Here is a 24,146-nt window from a genome sequence, read left to right as displayed (position 1 = left end):
CCAGCCGCCGCGCAGCACGCTAGGCTAGGTCCATGACGACGAGACTTGCCATCGGCCTGATGTCCGGCACCTCCATGGACGGCATCGATGCCGCACTGATCGAAACCGACGGGGAAGGCGCCGTCACCCCGCGCGCCTTCATGTTCTTCCCCTACGAGCCTGATTTTCGCCACCGCCTGCGCAGCGCCGTCGCCCGCGCGCTGGAATTTCATGCGCCGGGCCGCGATCCGCTGATCGATGCGGTCGAACAGGAATCGACCGGCCTGCATGCAATGGCCGTGCACCGCCTGCTTGCCGCCACCCACACCAGCCGCAATGACGTGGCGGTGATCGGATTCCACGGCCAGACCGTGGCGCACCGGCCCGATCGCAAATGGACCTGGCAGATCGGCGACGGTGCCACGCTGAAAATCGCGACGCATATCCCCGTCGCCTATGATTTCCGCACCGCCGATGTCGCTGCCGGCGGCCAGGGCGCGCCGCTGGCACCGGGCTATCACCGCGCCCGCTCCGAAGACCTGGGTCGGCCACTGGCTGTGCTCAATCTCGGCGGCGTCGGCAATCTCACCTGGTTTGCGCACGATGGCCGTTGGGGCAGCTTCGACACCGGTCCCGGCAACGCCCTGATCGACGATTGGGTGCGCACCCACACCGGCCGCAATTACGATGCAGACGGCGACGTCGCGGCGAGCGGCAGCGTCCACGACAATGTGCTGCACAGCCTTGCCGACAATCCCTGGTTCGACGCCCCGCCGCCCAAATCGCTGGACCGCAATGCCTGGGACATCGGCGCGTGCCGGGGGCTCTCACCCGGCGACGGTGCCGCCACGCTCACCGCTTTCACTGCCGAAACCGTGCGGCTGGCCTTGGGGCATGTGCCGCCGATTGGCCGCCTGCTGATCACCGGCGGCGGGCGGCTCAACCCGGTGCTGATGGCCGAAATCGCCGCCCGCTGCGGCGTCGCCTGCGATCCGGTGGAAGCTGTCGGCTGGAACGGCGACGCGCTGGAGGCCGAAGCCTTCGCCTGGCTGGCCGTGCGGGTGCTGGACGGCAAACCGCTCAGTTGGCCGGAGACGACGGGCGTGCCGGAGCCAACGGTGGGTGGGCGGCTGGCCTGACGCGACCCCTCCGCCTCGCTGCGCTCGGCACCTCCCCTTGAAGGGGAGGATCAATCAGTTCCTCCCCTTCAAGGGGAGGTGGCGCCCGTAGGGCGACGGAGGGGTGCCGCCCGCCGTCACAAATGCCTTTACCGCCCGCCGTTCGCCAGCCGCATGTCCAGATACGCATCCACCTCACCCATCAGCAGGTCCATCTCGTTCTGGAAGAAATGGTTCGCCCCCGGGATCGTCCTGTGATCGATGGTGATGTGGCGCTGGGTCTTCAATTTATCGACCAGCTTCTGCACCGCTGATGTCGGCACCACTTCATCGGCCTCACCGTCCACGATGATCCCGCTCGATGGGCACGGCGCCAGGAAGGTGAAATCATACATGTTCGCCGGCGGCGCGATCGAGATGAAGCCCTTGATTTCCGGGCGGCGCATCAGCAATTGCATGCCGATCCACGCGCCGAACGAGAACCCGCCCACCCAGGTGGTGTGGGCTTCCGGATTGAACTGCTGCAACCAATCCAGCGCGCTTGCGGCATCCGACAATTCGCCGATGCCGTTGTCGAACGTGCCCTGGCTGCGCCCGACCCCACGGAAATTGAACCGCAGCGTCGCAAAGCCGCGCTTCACAAAGGTCTGATACATGGCCAGCACGATCGGGTGGTTCATCGTGCCCTGCGCCGGGTGCGGCTGCAGGATGATGGCTACGGGCGCGCGCGGCGCCGTACCGGGCTGGTAACGGCCTTCCAGGCGGCCTTCCGGGCCAGTGAGGATTACTTCAGGCATATGTTTCCTTGGATAGGCGCAATTTTAACGGCATATCCTATATGGTCCGCCATGGCCTGCATGCAATGAAAAGCCGCATCTATCTCGATCATGCCGCCACCACCCCGGTGTGCGCTGCCGCCGTAGCTGCCATCACCGCGGCGCTCGGCATCGCCGGAAACCCCGCCAGCGTGCACGCCGGCGGCCGCGCTGCGCATGATCTGCTGGAACGCGCGCGTGATGCCGTGGCACGCTTTGCCGGCGTCGCGCCCGAACAGATCATCTTCACCAGCGGCGGCACCGAAGCGCTCGGCACAGCCCTGCACGGTGCGCGCCACCCCGCCCATGCCACGGCGCGCCTGCCGATCCTGGCCAGCGCCACGGAGCATAGCGCCGTGCTGCACGCCTGCCCCGATATCAAGCTGCTGCCCGTCGAGCCGAGCGGCATTCTCGATCTCGCCGCACTGCGGACCGCGCTGAGCGCCGGCCCGGCGCTGGTGGCAGTGCAGGCCGGCAACAACGAAACCGGCGTCATCCAGCCGCTGGCCGAGATTGCGGCGCTCACCCACAGCGCCGGCGGGTTTTTGCTGGCCGATTGCGTGCAGGCTGCCGGCAAGATCCCGCTGCCCGCCGAAGCCGATTTTCTCGCCATCTCGGCCCACAAACTGGGTGGCCCAGCCGGCGTCGGTGCGCTGATCGCCAAGCGGCCGGACAGTCTCAACCCGCTCCTGCGCGGCGGCGGACAGGAGCGCGGCTTTCGCGGCGGCACCCCCAATCTGCCCGGCATCGCCGGCTTTGGCGCTGCGGTGGCGCAGGTGCACCACTGGCCCGATGTGGCGCGGCGCCGCGACGCCATGGAAGCGCAATTGCTGGCCGCCGGCGCGATCATCCACGGCCGCACCGCGCCGCGCCTGCCGCACATCAGCAGCATCGGCCTGCCCGGCGTGGCTGCCGTCACCCAGGTGATGATGCTCGATCTCGAAGGCTTCATGGTCTCCGCCGGCGCCGCCTGTTCGTCGGGCAAGGTCAAGGCGAGCCATGTGCTGGGCGCCATGGGCCTGCGCGAGGGCGCCAGCGAAGCCATTCGCGTCAGCCTGTCAGCAGCCACCACCGATGCCGAAATTGCCGCATTCACCACCGCCTGGCTTGCCATGGCCACACGATTGGGCCGAAAACACCGGGGATGACCCTGCCGCTCTATCTTGATTATGGTGCTACCACCCCGCTCGACCCGGCCGTCGCCGAGGCGATGGCGCCTTGGGGTGTCGGCCAATTTGGCAATCCGCACAGCGCGCACCTGTGGGGCTATCAGGCCAAGGCCGCCGTCGAACTGGCCCGCGATGCCGTCGCCGCATTGATCAACGCCCCGCCCGAAAGCATCGCCTTCACCAGCGGCGCCACCGAAAGCAACAATTGGGCCATCAAGGGCCTGCTGACCGCACCCGGCCAGTCACGCCGCCGCATCGTCACCTTGGCGACCGAGCACAGCAGCGTGCTGGAAACTGCAGCTTATCTGGCCAGCATCGGCGCCCAGCTCACCATCGTACCAGTGCGCAGCGACGGCCTGGTTGATTTGGGCGATCTGGCGCGCGCGCTGGGTGAGGATGTCGCGCTGGTCAGCGTGATGGCCGTCAACAATGAAATCGGCGTGATTCAGGATCTCGCTGCCATCGCCGAACTGGCGCACGGCATCGGCGCCGTCTTCCATGTCGATGCGGCGCAAGGCTTCGGCAAGGTGCCGATCGATGTCGAGGCGATGCGCATCGACCTGATGAGCATCACCGCCCACAAGATTTACGGCCCCAAGGGCGTCGGCGCGCTGTATCGCCGGCCATTCACGATGATCACGCCGCTGCTGCACGGCGGCGGCCAGGAAGACGGCCGCTCCGGCACCCTGCCCACGGCGCTGATCGCCGGGTTGGGCGCCGCGGCCCGCATCGCCAAGGCGCGCATGGCCGACGATCATGCCCACGCGGCCGCGCTGCAAAGCCGCCTGCTCGCCGGCCTCACCGCGCAGACGCAGGTCAACGGCAGCCTCACGCGCCGCTGGCCGGGCAATCTCAATCTCAGCTTCCTCGGCGTCGCCGTGCCGCTGCTCAGCCAGTTGCCCGGCCTCGCCATCTCGTCCGGCTCGGCCTGCGCGGCCGTTACCGGCCGGCCCAGCCATGTGCTGACCGCGCTTGGCCTTTCCGATGTGGCGGCCAAGGCCAGTCTGCGTCTCGGCTTCGGCCGCTTCACCACGCCAGCCGAGATTGATGCGGCCGTGTCACAAATCAATGTTGCAGTGCAGCGCAATCTTGCGGAATAGTGGCGCAGGGAATCGCCAGTCATGATCCGCATCCGCTTCATCTCCGCCGACGGCAGCCATGAAACCATGGTCCAGGCCAATGCCGGCGACCGCCTGCTCGATCTCGCGCAGGCCAATGGTCAGCCGCTGGAAGGCACCTGCGAAGGCGCCATGGCGTGCTCCACCTGCCACGTGCATCTGGTTGGCGGCGATACCGAAAAATTGCCGCCGCCGTGCGATGAAGAAGAAGACATGCTGGATTTCGCCGCCGGCGCCAACCGCCAGAGCCGCCTCGCCTGCCAGATCAAGCTGACCGCCGACATTACCAGCCTGGACGTGAAAATGCCCCGCGGCGTGATGGACAACAGCCGCTGAGCGGCGGCACATGTCGAGACAATTGCGCGGCGCGATAGACAAGCGCGGTAACCCACGGCACAACGGGCGCGGGTCAACCAACGGTAAATAGCGGGAAGCGCAAATGAATTCGAAAATGATCATGGCCATGGCCGTGGCTGGTGCGCTGGCGTTCGTCACCACGGGCGTTGCCGCCCAGGAAATGCTCACCAACGAAGCCGTGCTGAAATTGCTCGATGCCGGGCTGCCGGCCGAAGCCGTCGTCGCCAAGATCAAGGCCTCCCCCAGCCAATTCGATCTGTCCACGGATCAGTTGATTGCGCTGAAGAACAAGGGCGTGCCGGGGCCGGTGCTGGCGGCCATGCTGGAGCCCAAGGCGGCAGCTGCCGCTGAACTGTCGATGGATTCGCCCGATCCCGCGGTGCCGCACTATCCTGGCGTTTACATGTTCGGGCCATCCGATCAGCGCATGTACCGCATGCTGGCGACGGCTTCGAATCAGGCCAAGACCGGTGGTATCATCGGCTATGCCCTCACCGGCGGGATTGCGTCGGCGAGTATCAAGGCGACGATCCCCGGCCAGAATGCCAAGGTGCGATCCGGCAGTGCGCAGCCGATCTTCTATATGTTCTTCGATGAATCCGTGCCGCGCAACCTCGCGGTCGGCTCGTCCAGTGTGTGGACAACCGGCGCCGGATCAGTGACCAGTTCCCCGGCCGAATTGAGCCTGGTGCGATTTACCGAGAAAAAGGGCGCCCGCGAAGCACGGGTGGGCAGCCTGAACATCGCCGGTTCCAAACAGGGGGTGATGGACAAGGATCGCATCGCCTTTGAAACCGAACAGGTGCGGCCCGGCGTGTTCAAGGTGATGCCAAGCCAGGCGTTGCCGCCCGGCGAATATGGCTTCATCCAGGCGCTTACCGGCGGCAATGTCAGCGGCGGCGGCGGCGCGCTGACCGCACGTGTCTATGATTTCAGCATTCCGGGCTGATCAACGCACCACGACGGTTTCATTGCCGCCAGCCACGCTCGCGCTGATCTGCCCGGCCAGTTGATCGATGCACCGGCTCAGCGCCAATCGCGCGCGCTGGCCCGGTGTGCTGAGCAGGCCGAACTTGGCCTGATTGGCGCAACTGGCCGGCGGAAGCGCCGTGCTTTGCCCCGGCTGGTTCGGTTCGCCAGGCAGTTGCAATTCCGCCGTTGCCGAAAGCGTGGCGGTCTGCCCCAGCGCCAGCGTGTTGCCGGGATCGACCGCCGCCACCCGCACCACCAGCCGCAGCAGATCGGGCGATGTGCCGATGGCGACGCCGGATGCCTGCAATTCCCGCACCAATGCCTGGCGCAACATCGCCGGATCGAACGACGCCACCCGCGATTTCACCGCGCCGGGCGCCACCTCCACCGCGACCGCAATCGGCTTCCCTGGCGGCACCAGTGCCGCCAGCAGCAGGAATGTCTGGGCAAGGATCATCGGCGCGCACCCACCACGGCAAAACGAGGACCCGATCGCGGCATGCCACGCCCGGCGCTGCGCTGGCAAGTCGCCGCAACGGCTGAAGCTGATGTATCTTGTTGGGTGGGAGCCGGGAACGACCCAGACCGGAATCGTTACGGCTGCTTCCTTCCGGACCTGACCGGGTTGGCGAGCGCTCTGTCCGCCCAGCTCCCACTGCGCATATGGCGAGAGTCGGCAGGAAGTGCAAGAGACTGGGCAAAGTGCAAGACTGGCGTGACGGGCCTCCACCCCTGCGCTAGTGATACGGCAATGCCCGACGAATCCGCCATCAGCCTGCCCGGTCTGGAAGCACCGCCTGCCGCCGCAGCCTATCGCGTGCTGGCGCGCAAATATCGGCCGGCCAGTTTCGACACGCTGCTGGGGCAGCAGGCGATGGTGCAGACGCTGGCCAACGCCATCGCGCGCGGCCGGCTGGCGCAGGCCTGGCTGCTGACCGGGGTGCGCGGCGTCGGCAAGACCAGCACGGCGCGGATCATCGCCAAGACGCTGAACTGCATCGGCCCCGACGGCCAGGGCGGCCCGACGATCTCACCCTGCGGTGTGTGCGAGCCATGCACAGCGATTGCCGCCGGCCGCCACATGGATGTCGTGGAAATGGACGCGGCGTCCAATACGGGGGTCGATGATGTGCGCGAAATCATCGAGGGCGTGCGCTATGCCGCCGTCTCGGCGCGCTACAAGATCCACATCATCGATGAAGTCCATATGTTGTCGAAGCAGGCGTTCAACGCGCTGCTGAAGACACTGGAGGAACCGCCGCCGGGCGTGAAGTTCATCATGGCCACCACCGAGGTCAACAAGGTGCCGGCCACGATCCTGTCGCGCTGCCAGCGCTTCGATCTGAAGCGGATTCCCGCCGAGATGCTGGCCACGCATTTCGCCGCCATCCTGGAGGCCGAGGGGGTGGCGTTTGAAGCCGATGCCGTCGCGCTGGTCGCCAGCGCCGCGGAAGGCAGCGTGCGCGATGGCCTGTCGATCCTCGATCAGGCGATCGCCCATTCGGGCGAGATGATCACGGCGGCAACCGTGCGTGACATGCTGGGCCTGGCCGATCGCGGTGCCGTGCGTGCGCTGTTCGGGCAGGTGCTGGCCGGCGACGTGCCCGACATGCTGGCCGCGCTCGGCCGGCAATATGATCTGGGCCAGGATCCGGCGCAATTGCTGCGCGAGCTGTTGGGGCTGGTGCACGGCATCACCCGCCAGCGCATGGCGCCGCGCCGCGACCCGGCACTGTCCGCCGAAGAACAGGCGGCACTGGACGGCTGGGCACAGGCGCTGAGCTTCCCGCGCCTGTCGATGCTGTGGCAGCTGCTGCTGAAAGGCCTGGAGGAGGTGAGCCAGGCGCCGGTGCCGCTGCAGGCCGCCGAAATGGCGCTGCTGCGGCTGTGCCATGCCGCCGAATTGCCCGATCCCGGCGCGCTCATCCGCCAAATCCAGGACGCGGCCCCGGCTGGGGAACCAATCGTTGCGGACCGGCCACCGCTGGCCAATGATCGGCCACCAAATGCCACGCTGCCGGCACCGATTCAGGCAAAACCCCCCGAGGCTGGCACCGTGCCCGAAAGTTTCGAGGCGCTGGTGGCCTTGTTCCGCCAGCACGGCGAATCGCGATTGGCACATTTCCTGACCGACGATATCCGCCCCGTGGCCTGGCAGCCGCAGCCGGCCCTGAATGCCCGCGGGGTGCCGCGTGACGCGATCCAGGAGATCGAGCAACGCCTGGCCGAATGGACCGGCAAGGGCTTGCGGATCGATTGGGTCAGCGACGGCGGCGGGCCGACCCTGCGCGAGACCGAACAGGCCGCATTGGCTGAGCTGGAGGCGCGGATGCGCGTGGACCCCACGGTGGCAGCCCTGCTGACCGCCTTTCCAGATGCCGAACTTTCCCCAATCAAAATAAGCGCTTGAGGTAGATATGCCCAGTCTCGAAGAATTGATGGAAGCCGCCCGCAACGTTCAGGAACAGATGGCAAGGGCACAGAGCCAGCTCGACCAGATCGAAGTGGAAGGCGCGTCCGGCGGCGGCCTGGTGAAGGTGACCGCCACGGCCCGGGGTGCAGTGCGCAGGTTGGACATCGATCCATCGCTGCTGACCACCGATTCAAAAGAAATGCTGGAAGATCTGATCGTTGCAGCGTTCAATGATGCCAAGCAAAAGGCTGACCAGGCCGGCAGCGCCGAAATGGGCAAGCTGACCGCCGGCATGCAACTGCCGCCGGGTTTCAAGTTGCCGGATTTTTGAAGGACATATGATGCGCCAGATTCATTCGACCATCACCGCCGACGGTGAACTGATCCTCGCGGTGGCCGAGGTGCCGGAACCGGAAGTGGGTGCCGGCGAGATCAAGCTGCGCATAGAGGCGGCGCCGATCAACCCGTCCGACATCGGGCTGCTGACCGGCGCGGCCGATGTCAGCCAGATGGTCGCCATCGACGGCGGCATTCGCGCACCGGTGCCGGCTGCGGGCATGCGGGCGATGGCAGCGCGCGTCGGCCATGCGATGCCGTGCGGCAATGAAGGCGCCGGCACCGTGGTGGCTGCCGGCGAAGGCGCCGAACATCTGATCGGGCGGCGTGTCGCCATCATCGGCGGCGCCACCTATGCCGATTATCGCGTGGTCAAGGCTGCCGAAGCCCTGCTGCTTCCCGAAGGTGCCACGGCCGAGCAGGGCGCATCCTGCTTCGTCAACCCGTTGACGGCGCTGGGCTTTGTCGAAACCATGCGCCACGAAGGCCATAATGCCATCATCCACACCGCCGCTGCCTCCAACCTTGGCCAGATGCTGGTGAAAATCTGTGCGGCCGATGGTGTGCCTCTGGTCAACATCGTGCGGTCGGCGGAGCAGGTGGCCTTGCTGGAAGCTATCGGTGCGACGCATGTGATCGATTCGTCCGCGCCGGATTTCATGAAGAAATTGATCGCCGCCTGCACCGAAACCGGCGCGACGCTGGCCTTCGATGCCATCGGCGGCGGCGGGCTGGCCGGGCAGATTCTCACCGCGATGGAGGCAGCCATCAACGCCCGCGCCGGTGGCTATAGCCGCTATGGCTCGGAAGTGCTCAAGCAGGTCTATATCTACGGCGGGCTCGACATGGCGCCGACGACCTTCAACCGCGGTTTCGGCATGGCCTGGGCGATGGGCGGCTGGCTGCTGTTCCCGCGCATGAAGATATTCGGCAACGCGAAATTCGCCGAGCTGAAACAGCGGGTGGCCAATGAGCTGACCACGACCTTTGCCAGCCATTACAGCCACCGGGTTTCACTGGCGCAAATGGTCAGCCCGGAAGCCGTGGCTGGCTGGCAGGCTCGGCGGACGGGGCAGAAATATCTGGTGGTGCCGGATTAACGCCACAGGCAGGCGTCAATTCCCCCCTCGGCCACCACCCGCACCCGCTTCTCGATGCGGCGGGCATAGCGCTTGACCTGGCGCGACGGCGCAGTAGCGCTGCGCTTCAGCGGTTGTGGCACGATCGCGGCCAGCCGCGCCGCCTGGCGGTTGCTCAATTTGTCCACGGTGGTGCCGAAATAATGCTCGGCCGCGGCCTCCATGCCATAGATGCCGGGGCCCATTTCGATAATGTTCAGATAGACTTCCATGATGCGCGGCTTGCCCCACACCAGCTCGATCAGCAGGGTGAACCACGCCTCCAGCCCCTTGCGCACATAGGATCGGCCCGGCCACAGAAACGCGTTTTTCGCGGTTTGCTGGCTGATCGTCGAGCCACCACGAAGGGCTTTGCCGGCCATGTTGGCACTCGCCGCTGCTTCGATCGCATCCAGATCAAAGCCATTATGCTCGCAGAATTTCGCGTCCTCTGCGCCGATCACTGCGCGCGGCAGCGCCTTGGTCATCGCGGTGAGCGGCGCCCATTCGCGTTCCACATGTTTGCCGGCGATGGCATCGCGCGCCTGCAGCCAGGTGATCGGCGGCGGCAGATAACGGTACACCGCCACCCATGCAAAGCTGAGCAGCACAAAGCCGATCACCAGCCGAATCGCGAGGGCAGTCAGTGCCGAGAAGAAGCCTGCGATCATCGCCACCCTCTCACCCGCGCGAGGGGTATGCGTCAATGCGCGGTGCTTATACCTGCTCCAGCAACAGCCGCTGTTCAACGGCGGCGGTCTGCATCGCCTTGGCCAGTTTCTCGAACGCCCGCACCTCGATCTGGCGCACGCGTTCGCGGCTGATGCCATAGCGCTGCGACAACAGCTCAAGCGTTTCCGGCTCATCGATCAGGCGGCGCTGGGTGAGGATATCGCGCTCGCGCTCGTTCAGCCCGCTCATCGCTGCCACCAGCAGGCCGTGGCGCTGGTCACGCTCCTCGCTTTCGGCGAGCAATTCATCGGCCAGCGGGCCATCATCGGCCAGCCAATCCTGCCATTCGCCTTCGCCTTCCTCGCGCAGCGGGCTGTTCAAGCTGGCATCGCCGCCAAAGCCCATGCGCCGGTTCATCGACACGACTTCTTCCTGCGCAACACCCAGGGTGGTCGCGATGGTCTCGACGTCGGCTGGCTTCAGATCGCCATCCTCGACAGCACCGATCTTGCCCTTCAGCCGGCGCAGATTGAAGAACAGCTTCTTCTGGGCCGCGGTCGTGCCGATCTTCACCAGCGACCACGACCGCAGAATATATTCCTGGATCGCCGCCTTGATCCACCACATCGCATAGGTGGCCAAACGAAAGCCCTTTTCGGGATCGAACTTGCGCACACCCTGCATCAGGCCGATATTCCCCTCGGCGATCAGCTCGTTCACCGGTAAGCCATAGCCGCGATAGCCCATGGCGATGCGCGCCACCAGGCGCAGGTGGCTGGTCACCAGCTTGGTCGCGGCGGCCGGGTCCTGATGCTCCTGCCAGCGCTTGGCCATCATATATTCCAGCTCCGGCGAGAGCAGCGGAAACTTCCGGATTTCCGCCAGATAACGGTTGAGCCCGGCTTCCGATCCCAGCACCGGAATGCTGCTCTGTTTCACGGCAGGCAGGTTCGCACTCATCGTTTCACTCCTCGATGGTGCCGGCAAGGGCACCAATAAGCGCCAGCATATCGGCTGGCAGGGGGCTTTCGAAAGACAGTTTTTCTTTGGTCACCGGATGCACAAACCCGAGTGTCGCCGCGTGCAACGCCTGGCGGGCAAAGCCCAATGCTTGCAACAACGGCGCCAGCTTGCCCGGGGTCCTTCCATAACTTGCATCCCCCAATAACGGGTGGCCAATGGATGCCATGTGAACACGGATCTGGTGGGTGCGCCCCGTCTCCAGCCGGCACTCGACCTGGGCCGCGCCGGTGAAGGGCAAAACGGTTCGATAATGGGTGATGGCATGCTTGCCGCGGCCGTCCTTCACGATGGCCATTTTCTGGCGATCGGCACTGCTGCGCGCCAGTGCGCCTTCGATGCGCCCGGCCGGCGGCACCGGCACACCCGCCACCACCGCGGCATAGCGCCGATCGACGCTATGTTTGGCAAATTGCGCCGCCAAGCCTTCGTGGGTGGGGTCGTTCTTGGCCACCACCAACAGGCCGGATGTGTCCTTGTCGATGCGGTGCACGATCCCCGGCCGCGCGACACCACCAATGCCGGACAGACCGCCGGCACAATGGTGCAGCAGGGCATTGACCAGCGTGCCATCATAATTGCCGGCGGCCGGATGCACCACCAGCCCGGCCGGCTTGTCGAGCACCAGCAGATGTTCATCCTCGAACACGATACTGAGCGGAATGTCCTGCGCCACATTATGGGCCGGGCGCGGCACCGGTATCACCAGGGTAAGCGCTTCGCCGCCCTTCATCTTGGTGGCGGGGTCCCATACCACGCCCGCTGCCGCCGCCAGGCGGCCGCCCTGCACCAGCGTCTTCAATCGCTCCCGGCTATACTGCGGCAATGCCTCGGCCAGCGCCTTGTCCAGGCGCTGGCCGGCCGCCGTGGCCGGCAAGGTCAGAATGATCGACTCTTCGCTCCCCATGGGTTAGCGATGTCGGGATGAAGTTGCAGATATCAAGCGGACACCGGCAATTTCTGCTGGATACTGCCGCTGCCAGTCCGGACGATGAGATTTGCGGGCTCTTGCTGGGCCAACCGAGCCGTGTCGAGGCATTGGTACCGGCACAAAATGTGGCCGCCAATCCTTCCCGCAGCTTCGAAATTGCGCCATCGACCTTGCTTGCCACCCACCGCAATGCGCGCGGCGCCGGGCAACGGGTGATCGGCCATTGGCACAGCCACCCCAATGGCCGCCGCGCGCCGTCCACGCGCGACGCCGCCCGCGCCACCGACAATGGCCAGATCTGGCTGATCATCGCCGCCGGGGACATTGGCGCCTGGGTGGCGCACACAAGCGGGGTCGGCCCGGCAAGCTTTCAGCCCGTCACGCTGGAGGTGACATGATGGCGAGCGGCGTGGTGAAATGGTTCGATGGCAAGAAAGGCTATGGCTTCATCACGCCCGATCTTGGCCCGCGCGATGTCTTCGTGCACATCAGTGCCATTGTCGACGCCGGGCTGGAACGCTTGAAACCCGGCGAGCGGCTGGATTTCGAATTGGCGCAGGATGGCGATGGCCGCCTGATCGCGCTTGGCCTGAAATTGCGCAGCGACGGGATCGAGGCAGCAGCATGAGCGATCTTCCCCATTATCTGGTGCGCTGGCTGTGCCACGACATGGCCACGCCGATCGCCAGCGTGATGACCGCCAGCGAACTGCTCGACGACACGCCGGACGCGGAAATCAACGAGCTGATCCAGTTTGGTGCCAAGCGGCTTTCGGGCCGTTTGCGGCTGCTGCGCCTGGCGCTGGGCGCGGCCGATGGGGCCATGAGTGCAGGCGCCCTGGAACGGCTGATCCGCGAAGGGCTGGAGGGCACCCATATCGATTGGGCATTTGTTGGCGATGCCACCGATGGCATGCCGGCGGTGGTAACCGGCTGCGCGATGCTGATCGCCGATCTCAACCGCACCCGCGCGCTCACCATCACGCCCACGGCCGTGATCGTCGCGCAGGGCTGCACCTGGCCGGATTCGGTGGCTGCGGTGTTTGCCGGTGCCGAAGCACAATGCAATCGCAGTGCCGTTGCCGCCATGGTTGTCGCCGCCGCACACCGGGCCGGGCGGGAATTATCATGTTCCGCAAACGGTTTGGCATGGGGCTGATCATCCAGTGCCAGGTTTTTGTTGCAGTGCAGCATTTACCCCTTGAACGGGCGCCGACTCCCTATTATGTTGCATTGCAGCAAAGCCGGAGATGATGATGACCGCCAAGCGCACGCCCACCCCTGCCGACACCCCGGCCAAGGCCAAGCGCGCCGTCAAGCGGCCGGCATCGAAGGCTGCGCCTGTGACTGCTGTGTCCAAGGTGGATGCGGTGGTTTCGGAACCGGTGACGAAAACGCCGGCCCCCGAACCGGTTGCGAAAGCGCCGGTCCCTGTACCGGTGGCAACAGCCGCAAAACCGGTACCCGCGGCTGTAGCCCCGGCGCCCGTTTTGGCGGCGGCGGCTCCGGCCAGCCCGCCGGTGGCACCCGTCCCGGCTGCCCCACAACCCGCGTCCTCCACTTCCACGCCGAAAAAGGAACCGATCATGGCCACTGCATTTGAAACCACCAGCGAAGCCGTCCGCACCACCACCGCTACGCTGAACGCGCAGACCGAAACCGCCATCAACAGCGGCAAGGCTGCGATGGAACAGGTTGCTGCCAAGTCCAAGGAAGCTGTCGAAGCCAGCATGAAGAGCCTGGACGAAATGAACGACATGGCCCGCGCCAATGTCGATGCCTTGATCGCCTCGGCCCGCGTCGCCACCGCCGGTGTCGAGCAGGTTGTCGCCCATCTGACCGAAGTGTCGAAGAAGAGCTTCGAAGAGTCGACGGCGATGATGAAGAACCTGGCCGCTGCCAAGACCCCGAACGACCTGATGCAGCTGCAAACCGAATATGCCAAGGCGCAGTTCGACACCGCCGTGTCGGAATACAGCAAGCTGACCGAGATGATGGTCAAGCTGGCTGGCGAAATCATGGAGCCGGTGCAGAACCAGGTCGCTCTGGCCAGCGACAAGATGAAGTCCACCTGGACCAAATAAGGTTTTGACCCCCTGCCGCGGCGCGACGGCGCCAAAGCATGGGCGATGACCTGGAACCGGGCGGGTGGCCAGCAGGCCCCCGCCCGTTTTCTTGGGCGCTGCGGTCGCCATTGCCGCGACCCGGTCTCGGGCCTTTTTTCCGGCGCCGATTTTGCTATACAGGGGCAATTCAATCCCCTTTTGCCCCCTCCCTTTGCCACCGGGTCTTGTTGATGAACAATGGTGCCAGCCTGATCCCGTCGTTGACCGATGATGACCGTGACGTCGATGGCGGCCGCGGCAATACCGGTATCGGCCTTGCGACCAAGCCCGAATCGAAAACGGCCAAGCCGGCGCTGTACAAGGTGCTGATGCTGAACGACGATTACACGCCGATGGAATTTGTCGTGCTGACGTTGCAGCGCTTTTTCAAGATGAGCATCGAGGATGCAACGCGGGTGATGCTGCACGTTCACCAGCGCGGCGTCGGCGTCTGCGGCATTTTCACCTACGAAGTGGCCGAGACCAAGGTGAACCAGGTCATCGATTTCGCACGGCGCCACAACCATCCGCTGCAATGCACGATGGAGAAGGAATAGGGGCGCGGTTCGGCTGCTTGAGGCTGGCGCTGCCGTTCCCCACCCCCAACCCCTCCCCTGAAGGGGAGGGGAGCCGGTCGGCCCATGCACTTCATGCGCCCCTCCCCTTCAGGGGAGGGGTTGGGGGTGGGGAAGTGCAGGAGTGCGCCCCACGCGACCAATCGCCCTGCTCCCCGCCGCCACATCCCCCGCTACAGCAGCCGCATGTCGCTTCTCCCCAGCTTCCGGCCCGACCTGCACGCATTGATCGTCGGCGCCACCGGCGGCATCGGCAGCGCCTTCGCTGCTCTCCTCGAACAAGACGGTGCGCAGGTCACGCGCTGGAGCCGCAGCAGCGGTGTTGATCTGACCGATCCAGCCAGCATCACCGTGGCCGCTGCAGCGCTCGGCACGCCGCCCGATCTCGTGTTCATCGCCACAGGCGTTCTGCACGGCGCTGGCCTGTCGCCGGAAAAGGCCAACAACCAATTGTCGGCCGAGGCGCTTGCCACCGCCTTCGCCATCAACACCATCGGCCCCGCCATGGTCGCCCGCGCGCTGCTGCCGCTGATGCCCAAGGGCCGCAAGACGGTGCTGGCGGCGCTGTCGGCTCGCGTCGGTTCGATCAGCGACAACCGGCTCGGTGGCTGGCACAGCTATCGCGCTTCCAAGGCGGCGCTGAACCAGTTGATCCGCACCATGGCCATCGAGCAGGCGCGCCGAAACCCGGATCAGGTCGTGCTGGCCCTGCACCCCGGCACGGTCGATTCCGGCCTGTCCAAGCCGTTCCAGAAAGGCGTGCCGACCCTGTTCACGCCGGAGACCAGCGCCCGCCACCTGCTCGGCGTGATCGATGGCGCCACGCCGGCCCAATCCGGCCAGTTGCTCGATTGGCAGGGACTGGCCATTCCGTTCTAGTTCCCCTGTCCTACACGGCCCAATCCTGTCATCATGGCGCTGTCCTGCGGTGTGGCCGGGAGAGCTTTCAGGCGAACGGCCGGCCGGAATCCCGCCTTTTACGGAAAAAGTGGAAAAACTGCCGACCGGACGTCCAGCAGAGATGGCGCTACCACGAACATATTCATGCATGCGGTCGCGGCATGGCTGCTGCGACCCATTCGCATCTGGCAACATGGCCGACAGCCCCCATATCGGCATCATCCACTCCAACGGGAGACACGACATGCCCACCTATCTGCATCGCAAATCCGGCGCCCGCGGCCAGGCCGATCACGGCTGGCTGAAGGCGAAACACAGCTTCTCGTTTGGCCAATATCATGATCCCAATATCATGGGCTTCCGGAGCTTGCGGGTCATCAACGAGGATCGCATCGCCGGCGGCGGCGGTTTTCCCACCCACGCCCATGACAATATGGAGATCGTCACCTACATCCTCGATGGCGCGCTGGAGCATCGCGACAGCATCGGCAGCGGCGAAGTGATCCGCCCCGGCGAAGCCCAGCGCATGAGCGCCGGCACTGGCATCCGTCACAGCGAATTCAACGCCAGTGCCACCGATCCGGTGCATCTGCTGCAGATCTGGCTGTTGCCGAGCCAGCGCGGCATTGCGCCGGGCTATGAACAGAAGTCGCTGCCAGCCGTGGCCGACGGCGAATCGCGGCTGGATGTGGTCGCTGCCCCGGAAGCGCCGGACAGCGCCGTGACCATCCACAGCGACGCCAGCATCGCCCGCGCCGTGCTGGCACCCGGCGGCACCCTGACCGCGCCGATCACCCGCGGCCACGCCTGGGTGCAGGTCGCCAAGGGGTCGCTGGTGGTCGATGGCCATGAACTGGCCCAAGGCGATGGCCTGGCGGTGAAGGACGCTGCCGAGCTGACGCTGACGTCGGAAGAAGGCGCCGAAGTGCTGGTGTTCGATCTGGCGTAAAGCGCTCGCAAAGGCCCACCCCCACCCTGCCGCAAGCGGGAGAGGCTGGGGGTGGGTCCTTACCCCTTCACACGCGCCCACGCCGCCAACGCCCGCGCCCGCCCCTCCTCATGCCCCACCACGGGGTGCGGATAATCCCGCCCCAGTTTCACCCCGGCCCTGATCAACCCCACGCCGGCCTGCCATGGTGCATGGATCATCGCATCGGGCAGCCCGGCCAGTTCCGGCACCCAGCGTCGGATATAGTCCGCTGCGCCGAACTTCTCGCTCTGCCCCACCGGCGCAAACACCCGATTGAACGGCGAGCTATCGACCCCCGATCCCATCACCCACTGCCAACCCAGGCTGTTGCTGCCATAATCCGCATCGACCAGACAGTCCCAGAAGAAGCGCTCGCCAGCCCGCCAGTCGATCAACTGATGCTTCACCAGGAAGCTGGCGGTGATCATCCGTACCCGGTTGTGCATCCAGCCGGTCGCCCACATCTGCCGCATGCCGGCATCGACGATCGGATAGCCGGTCTGCCCGCGCTGCCACGCCCGCCAGCCCGCCGGATCATCGCGGAACGGGAAGCGATTGAACACGTCGCGGCCCGGTGCGTCGCCATGATCGGGGAATTGATCGATGATGTTGGCGCCGAAATCCCGCCAGCCCAGTTCGCGCAGATAGGGCTCGGCCACCGCCTCCCCAACTGCATCGGCAATCACATGCCAGGCGGTGTTGGGCGACACCTCGGCCAGCGCCAGATGCGGCGACAGACGCGATGTGCCCTCCAACGCTGGCAGGTTGCGCGTGTCGTCGTAACGCGCCGCCCGCTTGGCGAAATCCGCCAGCCGTGCCGCCGCGCCGGCCTCACCCGGCTGCCAGTCACGAAATCCGCCCGCCCAATCCGGGCTGGCCGGCAGCAGGCCCCAGGCCTCCAGATCATCGCTGGCCACATGTCCCACATCGGCCCAGCGCAATTCCGGCACGGCAAGCGGGCGGGGCGGCGGCATCTGCTCCAGCAGCTTCTTCCACCACGGCGTGAAGATCCTATAGCGCCCACCGGTGCCGCTGCGCACACTATCCGGCGTCGCCAGGGTCACGCCGAGATGGCGCGTGACCGTGCCAGCCTCATCGCCCTGGGTGTGCGCCCACGGCTCATGATGCACCAGCGTGTGCACCTGTGCCCCCAGATCCATCGCCAATCCCTGCACGATCGGCCCCGCCCGGCCGCGACGCAGGATCAGCCGCCCGCCCCGCGCCGCAATGTCGCGCGCCAGGCTGGCCAGGCTGTGGTGCAGCCACCAGCGCTGCGCCGCGCCCATCGCCCAGCCCGAACCGAACGCACCGGGCGTCTCATCATCCAGCACATAGAGTGCCGCCACCGGGCCACGCGCCGCCGCGGCAATCAGGGCCGGATGATCGGCCAGGCGCAGATCGTTGCGAAACCAGACGAGCTGGGGAGTCATTGGCGCAGCCTCTCGACAGACGGGAGCGCCAGCCGCTAGGGCCTCATCCCATTCAAGTCACGATCCTTGTCTCGGAGAAGCTTCATCATGCCGCAACTGGCCTATGTGAACGGGCAAATCCTGCCGCTGGCCAGCGCGACCCTGCATGTCGAGGATCGCGGCACCCAGTTCGGCGATGCCATCTACGAAGTGTGCGCCGTGCTGAACGGCCAGATTCTGGATTGGCAGCCGCATCTGGTTCGCCTGCGCCGCAATCTGGCCGAACTGGGGATCACGCTTGCCACGGCCGATGGCCCGCTTGGCCTGCAGGCCCGCCGGCTGATCGCCCGCAATGGCCATCGCGAATGTCTGCTCTATATCCAGATCTCGCGCGGCACCGCGCGCCGCGACCACGCCTTTCCGCAGGGCGCGCCGGCCAATCTGGTGATGACGGTGCGCCGTTTCGATTTCGCGCAGCGTGTGCGCCAGCTTGGCAGCGGCATCAAGGTAATCACGCGAGCCGATGATCGCTGGGGCCGGGTCGATATCAAGACCACCGGTCTGCTGCCCAACGTGCTCGCCAAACAGGCGGCACGCGAGGCCGGCGCTTTCGAAGCCTGGCTGGTCGCTGGCAGTGAGGTGCGCGAAGGCAGCAGCACCAATGCGTGGATCGTCAAGGATGGCCGCATCATCACCCACCCCACCGGCACCCACATCCTGCCCGGCATCGCCCGCGACAGCCTCATCCGGATGGCGCGCGAGGCGCAGATGGTGGTGGAGGAACGCGCCTTCACGCTGGCCGAAGCGCGCGACGCTGATGAAGCTTTCCTCACGTCCACCACCGCGCTGATCCTGCCGGTGGTGGCCATAAATGGCGAAGCTGTGGCCGGTGGCAAACCAGGGCCGGTCACGCACCGGCTGGCCGAGCTGGTCTGGAACGAAGTGGCCCGCCAGACGGGCTGGCGGGCCTGAGTATCGGCTGCGGATATCGGCAGCTTTAGAATGCATTGTCCATGGTCGGCGGCGCGGGCGGGGCCGGCGGCGCACCACGACGCTCCTGCATGCGATCCCGCCAGCCTTGCATGCGCTGCTGCATCCGGGTCTTCACGGCACGGCTGTCGGCAACGAACGCCTTGCGATCGGCCACGCTCAGCTTGCCAAATGCCGCCAGCATCGCCGCCTGGCGGTCCTGCTTGGTGGCTTCGGCCAGAGCACGCTCTTCGTCCATGGCACGCTTGACCGCGCCGGCATCGAAGCGATCGGCATCGAGTGCAGCCAGCATCTTTTCGCGGGCGGCTTCGATCTTGGCGCGCTCTGCCCGGCGGTCGCCGCCGGCCATCATGGCTTCACGCATGGTGGCGCGGCCGGCTTCGCTCATGGATGGGAACATGCGATCACCGCGGCCATGGTGGCGGCCGGCCATGCCGGCGTGACCGCCGCCATATTGTCCGGCGGCGGGGGCGGCCGGCGATGGGGGCGGCGCCGGCTGGGCCAACGCCGGAGCAGCGGCGAGCAAAGCCGCCAGTACCAGCAACTTGGGGGTCATATCAGGTCTTCCTCGGCAGCCGTCGGCGTGAACACATAGGCAAAGACCAGATCGGCCTCGCCTGCCACCACGCCGGCCGACGGCGGCGCAGCAATGACAATCCGGGTTTGCGGTTGCGCCGTGAACTGATCGGCAAAACCAAGCCAGCCGCCCACGGCCACCACCAGCGCAAGGCTGGCGGCGAGCAGCGCCGGGCGCCAGCCCGTGGCACGTTGCGGCGGCGCCGGGCGCTGCTGCGGCAGGGCGGCGATGGCGGCCGCATCGATGCCGGCCAGCGGCGCCGGCGCAGCGGCCCAATCCGCCAGCATGGCGTCCAGCCTCTGCGCTTCGACCAGAGCCGCGGCCACGGCAGCATCGCTGGCAGCCAGCGCCAACAGCGCGGCGCGATGCTCGGCCGGCCAGCGCACCGGATCGGCGCCATGGCTGGCCAAGATGGCGCTTGCGGTTTCGGGGGTCAGGGCCGTCACGGCTTCAGGCTTTCGTTCATCATGGTTCGCAATTCATTACGGGCGCGGCCGAGCAATCCCTCGACAGCCTTGGCGGTGGTATCCATTTGCTCGGCGATCTCGGCCATGGAATGGCCCTCGCCATGAAACAGGCTGAGCGCCAGGCGCTGGCGCGGATTGAGCCGGGCCATGGCCACAGCGAGCCGTAGCTGCTGATCGTTGGCAATCGCCTGGGCTTCCGGGTCGGGCGCGGGATCGGCCAGATCATAAACCGTGTCGATCGACTGCACCGGCCGGATGGCGCGGCGCCGATCGAGGCACAGATTGACGAGGATGCGCCGAAACCAGGCTTCGACATTGCCGCGCGCCGGATCAAAGCGCGCCGCCTCCGTCCACAGCCGCGAGAATGCCTGCTGGCAGGCATCTTCGGCCTCGGTGCGATCATTCAGCGTGCGCCAGGCCAGGCCCAGCGCCATCCGTTCCAGCAGGCGCACCAGTTGCGTGAAGGCTGCGGCATCGCCTTGCGCCACGCGCAGCATCAGCGCTGTCGCCAGAGTCTGGGCGACGGAGCCAGAGGCACTGCTTGAGCCAGGAGCGGGCACGTCCATCTTCATCTGCCCCTGTTACGTCGGTGTACGCCCCAATCCCTCACGCAGCGGCCAGCCAGGCCCGCCAGCTTGCCGCCAGCACGGCGGCGTGGCGCGCCGCAGCCACGGGGGGATCAGCATAGCCCCCGCCCAGAGTCACCGCCAGCGCCGCCCCGGCCTGCCGGCACGCCCGCACCACCAACGCCTCGCGCGCCGCCAACCCGGCATCGCTCAGCGCCAGCCGCCCCAACCGATCATCGCGGTGGGGATCAACGCCGGCCTGATACAGCACCAATTGCGGGCGATGGCGGGCGAGCAGCGCCAGCAGCACTGGCTCCAGCGCGGCGAGATAGTCGGCATCGCCGGTGCCATCGGACAATTCGATATCCTGATGCGACTGCGCCTTGCGCACCGGGAAATTCTTCGCGGCGTGGATGGACAGCGTGATGATATCCTCCCGCCCGGCCATGATGCGCGCAGTGCCATCGCCCTGGTGCACGTCGCAATCGACGATCAGGATGCGCGTCACCGCGCCTTCCGCAACGAGCCGATTTGCCGCGATGGCGAGATCGTTGGTCACGCAATAGCCGGCGCCGCCTTCAGGCCCGGCATGGTGGCTGCCGCCGGCGCCGTTGGCCGCCCAACCATGCGCCAGCGCATGCCAGGCGGCAGCATGGGTGCCACCAGCCACCAGCCGCGTGCGATGGGCCACCGCCGCCGTGACCGGAATGCCGATCCGTCGTTCGATGTCGGGCGGCACGGCGGCAGCCAGCACGGCCTCGACATAGGCGGGGTCATGCACGGCGCTCAGCCACTCGGGCGCCATCAAGAGCGGGTCGAGCCGCTCAACCGCCTGCCCCAAATCAGCCAGCGCGCCAGGCAGCAGCGCATATTTCGACATCGGGAAGCGATGGCCCGGCGGCAGTGGCGGCGCGTAATCGGGGTGGAAGAAGAGCGGCAGCGCCTCCCCGCTCACGCCAGAGCCCGCGACGCCATTTCCAGCACATCCTTGGACATGCCCGCCGTTCCCAGGATCCGCTCCAGTTCGGCGCGCATCTGCCCGGCGCGGCCCTGATCAAACCGCCGCCAGCGGCCCAGCGGCACCGCCAGCCGCGCGGCGCTCTGCGGGTTGATGCGATCCACCGCAATCAACTGATCGGCCAGCAGGCGATAGCCTTCGCCATCGGCCGCGTGGAACCAGCGCTGGTTGGCAGCAAACGCACCGACCAGGCTGCGCAGCCGGTTGGGATTGGTGATGGTGAAATCCGGATGCTTCAACAGGCGTTCGACCGCCACCAGCACATCCGGGCGGTTGGCCAGCGCCTGCACGCCGAACCACTTGTCGATCACATCATTGTTGCCGGCAAAGCGGCGATGGAAATCCGCCAGCACCACCTCGCGTTCGGATGATGTGCTGTTCACCAGCGCCGTCAGCGCACCCATGCGATCGGTCATCGTGACGGCCGTATCATATTGGCGGCGGGCGGCCGCCAGCGCGGCATCCGATCCGGCCGTCACCAGATAGGCCAGCGCGACATTGGCCAGCCTACGGGCACCCTTGGCCTCGGGCGTCTGTGCCGTGCCGGCGCCGGTATGTGCTTCATAAGTTTGCCACCACAGCGCTTCCAGCCCCTGAGCGATGGCCAAGCGGGCGGCTTCACGGCGGCGATGGATATCCTCCACCGCGACCAGCGTGGCGGCGTCGCCGATGAAACTTTCGGTCGGCAGCAGCACAGCTTCGCCCTTGAACGCCGCATCGAGCGTCGGGTCCTCCAGCGTGCCGCGCACCGCAGCCACCAATTCGGCCGGGTCATCATCGGTGGCCAACACCGACAGTGCCAGTTGCTGGAACGCCTCCCAGCGCGCGAACGGATCGTCATCATGGGCGGCCAGGAACGCCAGATCGGTGCGCGCCAGTTGCGCCTCCACCACCACTGGCGCCGAAAAACCGCGGTTCAGGCTGGGCAGCACCGCCTCGCCGATGCCCTCGAAGGTCAGATGCGTCACCGCCTCGCGGAGTTGCACCACCTGCTCGTCACCGAGCCGCGCGCCGCTGTCGCGACCGATCAACGCCAGCCGGAACGGCATGTGCATCGGCAATTTGTCGGGCTGGCCTGGCGTTGCCGGCACTGATTGGCGCAGCAACACCTCCACGGACGCGCCCGACTGGCGGGTTTCAACCGATACGCGCGGCGTGCCGGCCTGGTCATACCAGCGGCGGAACTGCGTCAGATCGATGCCATTGGCGGCCTCCATCGCCTGCAACCAATCCTCGCAGGTCACCGCCTGGCCATCGTGGCGCTGGAAATAAAGATCGGTGCCGCGCCGGAAGCCGTCCACTCCCAGCATGCTGTGCAGCATGCGGATCACCTCGGCCCCCTTGTTGTAGATGGTCGCGGTGTAGAAATTGGCGATTTCGACATAATGATCGGGGCGGATCGGGTGCGCCAGCGGGCCGGCATCTTCCGGAAACTGCACGGCGCGCAGGGCCCGCACATCATCGATGCGCCGCACCGCGGCGCTGCCCTGATCGGCCGAGAATTGCTGATCGCGAAACACGGTCAACCCTTCCTTCAGGGACAGTTGGAACCAGTCGCGGCAGGTGACGCGATTGCCGGTCCAGTTATGGAAATATTCATGCGCCACCACGCCGGCAACCGCATCGAAATCCATGTCGGTCGCCGTCTCGCTGTCGGCAAGAATATATTTCGAGTTGAAGATGTTGAGGCCCTTGTTCTCCATCGCGCCGGCGTTGAAATCAGCAACCGCAACGATGTTGAACTCGTCCAGATCATATTCGCAGCCATAGACGCGTTCATCCCATGCCATGCTGGCCTTCAATGCGGCCATGGCATGGGCGCAGCGCGGCACGTCGGCTGCGGCCGTCCAGATGGCCAGCTTCACCTGCCGGCCGCTCATGGTGGTGAAGTCGTCCTCCAATGCGCTCAACTGTCCGGCGACCAGTGCGAACAAATAGCTCGGCTTGGGCCAGGGATCGGTCCAGCCTATTTCATGGCGGCCACCCGGCAGATCGGCTGCATCCCCCCGGTCACCGTTCGACAGCAGCACCGGATACAGTGCCTTGTCCGCCTCCAGCCGGACGGTGTAGCGCGACAATAGATCGGGGCGATCGGGGAACCAGGTGATCGACCGGAAGCCTTCCGCCTCACACTGCGTGACCAGCCGGCCTTCGCTGGCATAAAGCCCCATCAGGCGGGTGTTGCGCGACGGGTGGAGCACCACTTCGGAGTCGATCACGGCGCTATCGCCGCTGATCTCGATGCGCAGCACATCATTGTTGGGCACCGCCGAAATGGCCTCGCCATTCAGGGCGATGCGGCGGGTTTCGAGGCCATGGCCGTCCAGCATCAGCGGCCGATCATGCGTGCCATTGCGCACGACGGTCATGCGCGCGGTCACCACCGTGCGCGTCGCGTCCAGCCGGAAATCCAGCGCGATGTCTGGCACCAGCCAGTCTGGCGGGCTGTAATCGGCGAGCCGGACGGCGGTGAGCATCGGATTGGTGCGGGCATCTTGCATGGCCATGATGTTGCGTCAGTCCGCGGCCAAGGGAAAGCGGATTTTCGGCGT

28 protein-coding genes and 1 other RNA gene are annotated in these 24,146 nt (G+C 66.1%); 16 read left to right on the top strand and 13 right to left on the bottom strand.

Going from position 1 to position 24,146, the window contains the following annotated elements; translation table 11 throughout:
• The first annotated feature begins 32 nt into the window (after positions 1-32).
• Positions 33-1,118, top strand: a complete 1,086-nt coding sequence (locus ACTIEZ_RS07285; RefSeq protein WP_439546002.1) for an anhydro-N-acetylmuramic acid kinase — start codon at positions 33-35, stop codon at positions 1,116-1,118.
• Positions 1,119-1,246: 128 nt separating this feature from the next.
• On the opposite strand, the gene ACTIEZ_RS07280 is transcribed toward ACTIEZ_RS07285, so the two are convergent.
• Positions 1,247-1,894, bottom strand: coding sequence for an alpha/beta hydrolase (locus tag ACTIEZ_RS07280; RefSeq protein ID WP_439546001.1), 648 nt, complete (start codon positions 1,892-1,894; stop codon positions 1,247-1,249).
• A 65-nt stretch (positions 1,895-1,959) separates the two neighbouring features.
• Between ACTIEZ_RS07280 and ACTIEZ_RS07275 the strand changes: the two genes are divergently transcribed.
• The 4 genes from ACTIEZ_RS07275 to ACTIEZ_RS07260 all read left to right on the top strand — a co-directional run bounded on the left by ACTIEZ_RS07275 (position 1,960) and on the right by ACTIEZ_RS07260 (position 5,505).
• Positions 1,960-3,060 (top strand): cysteine desulfurase family protein, encoded by a 1,101-nt coding sequence (locus ACTIEZ_RS07275; protein ID WP_439546000.1) that lies wholly within the window; start codon positions 1,960-1,962, stop codon positions 3,058-3,060.
• Positions 3,057-4,181, top strand: a complete 1,125-nt coding sequence (locus tag ACTIEZ_RS07270) for a cysteine desulfurase family protein (RefSeq protein ID WP_439545999.1) — start codon at positions 3,057-3,059, stop codon at positions 4,179-4,181. Before ACTIEZ_RS07275 ends, ACTIEZ_RS07270 begins: the two co-directional genes overlap by 4 nt.
• Positions 4,182-4,202: 21 nt before the next feature.
• Entirely contained in the window at positions 4,203-4,535 is a 333-nt protein-coding gene (locus ACTIEZ_RS07265) for a 2Fe-2S iron-sulfur cluster-binding protein (RefSeq protein WP_439545998.1), read from the top strand.
• Positions 4,536-4,638: 103 nt separating this feature from the next.
• Entirely contained in the window at positions 4,639-5,505 is an 867-nt protein-coding gene (locus tag ACTIEZ_RS07260; RefSeq protein WP_439545997.1) for a hypothetical protein, read from the top strand.
• Here ACTIEZ_RS07260 and ACTIEZ_RS07255 read toward each other — a convergent pair whose 3' ends face one another.
• A complete protein-coding gene (locus tag ACTIEZ_RS07255; RefSeq protein ID WP_439545996.1) occupies positions 5,506-5,985 on the bottom strand; it encodes a hypothetical protein in 480 nt (159 codons plus the stop codon).
• A gap of 108 nt (positions 5,986-6,093) precedes the next feature.
• Positions 6,094-6,184, bottom strand: an RNA gene (gene ffs, locus ACTIEZ_RS07250) — signal recognition particle sRNA small type.
• Between the two features lie 95 nt (positions 6,185-6,279).
• On the opposite strand from ffs, the gene ACTIEZ_RS07245 reads away from it, so the two are divergent.
• From ACTIEZ_RS07245 to ACTIEZ_RS07235, 3 genes are read left to right on the top strand one after another with little or no spacing between them, the layout of a single operon-like run.
• A complete protein-coding gene (locus tag ACTIEZ_RS07245) occupies positions 6,280-7,938 on the top strand; it encodes a DNA polymerase III subunit gamma/tau (protein WP_439545995.1) in 1,659 nt (552 codons plus the stop codon).
• Between the two features lie 7 nt (positions 7,939-7,945).
• Positions 7,946-8,272: a YbaB/EbfC family nucleoid-associated protein gene (locus ACTIEZ_RS07240; RefSeq protein WP_439545994.1), complete on the top strand. Its 327-nt coding sequence runs from the start codon at positions 7,946-7,948 to the stop codon at positions 8,270-8,272.
• A 10-nt stretch (positions 8,273-8,282) separates the two neighbouring features.
• Entirely contained in the window at positions 8,283-9,377 is a 1,095-nt protein-coding gene (locus ACTIEZ_RS07235) for a zinc-binding dehydrogenase (protein WP_439546126.1), read from the top strand.
• Here ACTIEZ_RS07235 and mtgA read toward each other — a convergent pair.
• The 3 genes from mtgA to ACTIEZ_RS07220 are packed head-to-tail and all read right to left on the bottom strand — an operon-like array spanning position 9,374 to position 11,994.
• Positions 9,374-10,066 carry a monofunctional biosynthetic peptidoglycan transglycosylase gene (mtgA, locus tag ACTIEZ_RS07230; protein WP_439545993.1) on the bottom strand — a complete coding sequence of 231 codons (693 nt, stop codon included), beginning with the start codon at positions 10,064-10,066 and terminating at the stop codon, positions 9,374-9,376. The two genes, ACTIEZ_RS07235 and mtgA, sit on opposite strands and share 4 nt — an antisense overlap.
• Positions 10,067-10,112: 46 nt before the next feature.
• Entirely contained in the window at positions 10,113-11,027 is a 915-nt protein-coding gene (gene rpoH / locus ACTIEZ_RS07225; protein ID WP_439545992.1) for an RNA polymerase sigma factor RpoH, read from the bottom strand.
• A gap of 4 nt (positions 11,028-11,031) precedes the next feature.
• Positions 11,032-11,994 carry an RluA family pseudouridine synthase gene (locus ACTIEZ_RS07220; RefSeq protein WP_439545991.1) on the bottom strand — a complete coding sequence of 321 codons (963 nt, stop codon included), beginning with the start codon at positions 11,992-11,994 and terminating at the stop codon, positions 11,032-11,034.
• 17 nt (positions 11,995-12,011) lie between these two features.
• On the opposite strand from ACTIEZ_RS07220, the gene ACTIEZ_RS07215 reads away from it, so the two are divergent.
• Genes ACTIEZ_RS07215 through ACTIEZ_RS07205 form a run of 3 tightly spaced genes read left to right on the top strand, consistent with a single transcriptional unit; the run spans position 12,012 to position 13,176 of the window.
• On the top strand, positions 12,012-12,416 hold the full coding sequence (locus ACTIEZ_RS07215) for a Mov34/MPN/PAD-1 family protein (RefSeq protein ID WP_439545990.1): 405 nt from the start codon (positions 12,012-12,014) through the stop codon (positions 12,414-12,416).
• Positions 12,413-12,646: a cold-shock protein gene (locus ACTIEZ_RS07210; RefSeq protein WP_439545989.1), complete on the top strand. Its 234-nt coding sequence runs from the start codon at positions 12,413-12,415 to the stop codon at positions 12,644-12,646. Before ACTIEZ_RS07215 ends, ACTIEZ_RS07210 begins: the two co-directional genes overlap by 4 nt.
• Positions 12,643-13,176 carry a hypothetical protein gene (locus tag ACTIEZ_RS07205; protein WP_439545988.1) on the top strand — a complete coding sequence of 178 codons (534 nt, stop codon included), beginning with the start codon at positions 12,643-12,645 and terminating at the stop codon, positions 13,174-13,176. Before ACTIEZ_RS07210 ends, ACTIEZ_RS07205 begins: the two co-directional genes overlap by 4 nt.
• On the opposite strand, the gene ACTIEZ_RS07200 is transcribed toward ACTIEZ_RS07205, so the two are convergent.
• The gene (locus ACTIEZ_RS07200) at positions 13,177-13,605 is read right to left on the bottom strand and encodes a hypothetical protein (RefSeq protein WP_439545987.1); all 429 of its coding nucleotides are present in this window, start codon (positions 13,603-13,605) and stop codon (positions 13,177-13,179) included.
• Here ACTIEZ_RS07200 and ACTIEZ_RS07195 point away from each other — a divergent pair.
• The 4 genes from ACTIEZ_RS07195 to ACTIEZ_RS07180 all read left to right on the top strand — a co-directional run bounded on the left by ACTIEZ_RS07195 (position 13,604) and on the right by ACTIEZ_RS07180 (position 16,546).
• The gene (locus tag ACTIEZ_RS07195; protein ID WP_439545986.1) at positions 13,604-14,101 is read left to right on the top strand and encodes a phasin family protein; all 498 of its coding nucleotides are present in this window, start codon (positions 13,604-13,606) and stop codon (positions 14,099-14,101) included. The genes ACTIEZ_RS07200 and ACTIEZ_RS07195 overlap by 2 nt on opposite strands.
• Positions 14,102-14,313: 212 nt before the next feature.
• The gene (clpS, locus tag ACTIEZ_RS07190; protein ID WP_439545985.1) at positions 14,314-14,679 is read left to right on the top strand and encodes an ATP-dependent Clp protease adapter ClpS; all 366 of its coding nucleotides are present in this window, start codon (positions 14,314-14,316) and stop codon (positions 14,677-14,679) included.
• A 204-nt stretch (positions 14,680-14,883) separates the two neighbouring features.
• Positions 14,884-15,576 (top strand): SDR family NAD(P)-dependent oxidoreductase, encoded by a 693-nt coding sequence (locus ACTIEZ_RS07185; protein WP_439545984.1) that lies wholly within the window; start codon positions 14,884-14,886, stop codon positions 15,574-15,576.
• A gap of 214 nt (positions 15,577-15,790) precedes the next feature.
• Positions 15,791-16,546, top strand: a complete 756-nt coding sequence (locus tag ACTIEZ_RS07180; protein WP_439545983.1) for a pirin family protein — start codon at positions 15,791-15,793, stop codon at positions 16,544-16,546.
• A gap of 59 nt (positions 16,547-16,605) precedes the next feature.
• Here ACTIEZ_RS07180 and ACTIEZ_RS07175 read toward each other — a convergent pair whose 3' ends face one another.
• Positions 16,606-17,997 (bottom strand): cryptochrome/photolyase family protein, encoded by a 1,392-nt coding sequence (locus tag ACTIEZ_RS07175; protein ID WP_439545982.1) that lies wholly within the window; start codon positions 17,995-17,997, stop codon positions 16,606-16,608.
• A gap of 87 nt (positions 17,998-18,084) precedes the next feature.
• On the opposite strand from ACTIEZ_RS07175, the gene ACTIEZ_RS07170 reads away from it, so the two are divergent.
• On the top strand, positions 18,085-18,948 hold the full coding sequence (locus ACTIEZ_RS07170; RefSeq protein ID WP_439545981.1) for a D-amino-acid transaminase: 864 nt from the start codon (positions 18,085-18,087) through the stop codon (positions 18,946-18,948).
• A gap of 25 nt (positions 18,949-18,973) precedes the next feature.
• Here the strand turns inward: ACTIEZ_RS07170 and ACTIEZ_RS07165 are convergent, their stop codons facing one another.
• The 5 genes from ACTIEZ_RS07165 to pepN are packed head-to-tail and all read right to left on the bottom strand — an operon-like array spanning position 18,974 to position 24,095.
• Positions 18,974-19,522 carry a periplasmic heavy metal sensor gene (locus ACTIEZ_RS07165; RefSeq protein ID WP_439545980.1) on the bottom strand — a complete coding sequence of 183 codons (549 nt, stop codon included), beginning with the start codon at positions 19,520-19,522 and terminating at the stop codon, positions 18,974-18,976.
• Positions 19,519-19,989 (bottom strand): hypothetical protein, encoded by a 471-nt coding sequence (locus tag ACTIEZ_RS07160; RefSeq protein ID WP_439545979.1) that lies wholly within the window; start codon positions 19,987-19,989, stop codon positions 19,519-19,521. The genes ACTIEZ_RS07165 and ACTIEZ_RS07160 overlap by 4 nt, the downstream gene beginning before the upstream one ends.
• On the bottom strand, positions 19,986-20,576 hold the full coding sequence (locus ACTIEZ_RS07155) for an RNA polymerase sigma factor (RefSeq protein ID WP_439545978.1): 591 nt from the start codon (positions 20,574-20,576) through the stop codon (positions 19,986-19,988). The genes ACTIEZ_RS07160 and ACTIEZ_RS07155 overlap by 4 nt, the downstream gene beginning before the upstream one ends.
• Positions 20,577-20,616: 40 nt before the next feature.
• Positions 20,617-21,531: a histone deacetylase family protein gene (locus ACTIEZ_RS07150; RefSeq protein ID WP_439545977.1), complete on the bottom strand. Its 915-nt coding sequence runs from the start codon at positions 21,529-21,531 to the stop codon at positions 20,617-20,619.
• Positions 21,528-24,095, bottom strand: a complete 2,568-nt coding sequence (gene pepN, locus ACTIEZ_RS07145) for an aminopeptidase N (protein WP_439546125.1) — start codon at positions 24,093-24,095, stop codon at positions 21,528-21,530. Before pepN ends, ACTIEZ_RS07150 begins: the two co-directional genes overlap by 4 nt.
• Positions 24,096-24,146 lie beyond the last annotated feature (51 nt).

Source organism: Sandarakinorhabdus sp. (assembly GCF_051860625.1).
Lineage (GTDB): Bacteria > Pseudomonadota > Alphaproteobacteria > Sphingomonadales > Sphingomonadaceae > Sandarakinorhabdus.
This window is presented reverse-complemented; position numbering and strand designations above follow the sequence as displayed.

Coding starts and splice junctions, on each gene's coding strand:
- ACTIEZ_RS07285 (WP_439546002.1), top strand. CDS start 33: ATGACGACGAGACTTGCCATCGGCCTGATGTCCGGCACCTCCATGGAC.
- ACTIEZ_RS07280 (WP_439546001.1), bottom strand. CDS start 1,894: ATGCCTGAAGTAATCCTCACTGGCCCGGAAGGCCGCCTGGAAGGCCGT.
- ACTIEZ_RS07275 (WP_439546000.1), top strand. CDS start 1,960: ATGAAAAGCCGCATCTATCTCGATCATGCCGCCACCACCCCGGTGTGC.
- ACTIEZ_RS07270 (WP_439545999.1), top strand. CDS start 3,057: ATGACCCTGCCGCTCTATCTTGATTATGGTGCTACCACCCCGCTCGAC.
- ACTIEZ_RS07265 (WP_439545998.1), top strand. CDS start 4,203: ATGATCCGCATCCGCTTCATCTCCGCCGACGGCAGCCATGAAACCATG.
- ACTIEZ_RS07260 (WP_439545997.1), top strand. CDS start 4,639: ATGAATTCGAAAATGATCATGGCCATGGCCGTGGCTGGTGCGCTGGCG.
- ACTIEZ_RS07255 (WP_439545996.1), bottom strand. CDS start 5,985: ATGATCCTTGCCCAGACATTCCTGCTGCTGGCGGCACTGGTGCCGCCA.
- ACTIEZ_RS07245 (WP_439545995.1), top strand. CDS start 6,280: ATGCCCGACGAATCCGCCATCAGCCTGCCCGGTCTGGAAGCACCGCCT.
- ACTIEZ_RS07240 (WP_439545994.1), top strand. CDS start 7,946: ATGCCCAGTCTCGAAGAATTGATGGAAGCCGCCCGCAACGTTCAGGAA.
- ACTIEZ_RS07235 (WP_439546126.1), top strand. CDS start 8,283: ATGCGCCAGATTCATTCGACCATCACCGCCGACGGTGAACTGATCCTC.
- mtgA (WP_439545993.1), bottom strand. CDS start 10,066: ATGATCGCAGGCTTCTTCTCGGCACTGACTGCCCTCGCGATTCGGCTG.
- rpoH (WP_439545992.1), bottom strand. CDS start 11,027: ATGAGTGCGAACCTGCCTGCCGTGAAACAGAGCAGCATTCCGGTGCTG.
- ACTIEZ_RS07220 (WP_439545991.1), bottom strand. CDS start 11,994: ATGGGGAGCGAAGAGTCGATCATTCTGACCTTGCCGGCCACGGCGGCC.
- ACTIEZ_RS07215 (WP_439545990.1), top strand. CDS start 12,012: ATGAAGTTGCAGATATCAAGCGGACACCGGCAATTTCTGCTGGATACT.
- ACTIEZ_RS07210 (WP_439545989.1), top strand. CDS start 12,413: ATGATGGCGAGCGGCGTGGTGAAATGGTTCGATGGCAAGAAAGGCTAT.
- ACTIEZ_RS07205 (WP_439545988.1), top strand. CDS start 12,643: ATGAGCGATCTTCCCCATTATCTGGTGCGCTGGCTGTGCCACGACATG.
- ACTIEZ_RS07195 (WP_439545986.1), top strand. CDS start 13,604: ATGGCCACTGCATTTGAAACCACCAGCGAAGCCGTCCGCACCACCACC.
- ACTIEZ_RS07200 (WP_439545987.1), bottom strand. CDS start 13,605: ATGATCGGTTCCTTTTTCGGCGTGGAAGTGGAGGACGCGGGTTGTGGG.
- clpS (WP_439545985.1), top strand. CDS start 14,314: ATGAACAATGGTGCCAGCCTGATCCCGTCGTTGACCGATGATGACCGT.
- ACTIEZ_RS07185 (WP_439545984.1), top strand. CDS start 14,884: ATGTCGCTTCTCCCCAGCTTCCGGCCCGACCTGCACGCATTGATCGTC.
- ACTIEZ_RS07180 (WP_439545983.1), top strand. CDS start 15,791: ATGGCCGACAGCCCCCATATCGGCATCATCCACTCCAACGGGAGACAC.
- ACTIEZ_RS07175 (WP_439545982.1), bottom strand. CDS start 17,997: ATGACTCCCCAGCTCGTCTGGTTTCGCAACGATCTGCGCCTGGCCGAT.
- ACTIEZ_RS07170 (WP_439545981.1), top strand. CDS start 18,085: ATGCCGCAACTGGCCTATGTGAACGGGCAAATCCTGCCGCTGGCCAGC.
- ACTIEZ_RS07165 (WP_439545980.1), bottom strand. CDS start 19,522: ATGACCCCCAAGTTGCTGGTACTGGCGGCTTTGCTCGCCGCTGCTCCG.
- ACTIEZ_RS07155 (WP_439545978.1), bottom strand. CDS start 20,576: ATGGACGTGCCCGCTCCTGGCTCAAGCAGTGCCTCTGGCTCCGTCGCC.
- pepN (WP_439546125.1), bottom strand. CDS start 24,095: ATGCAAGATGCCCGCACCAATCCGATGCTCACCGCCGTCCGGCTCGCC.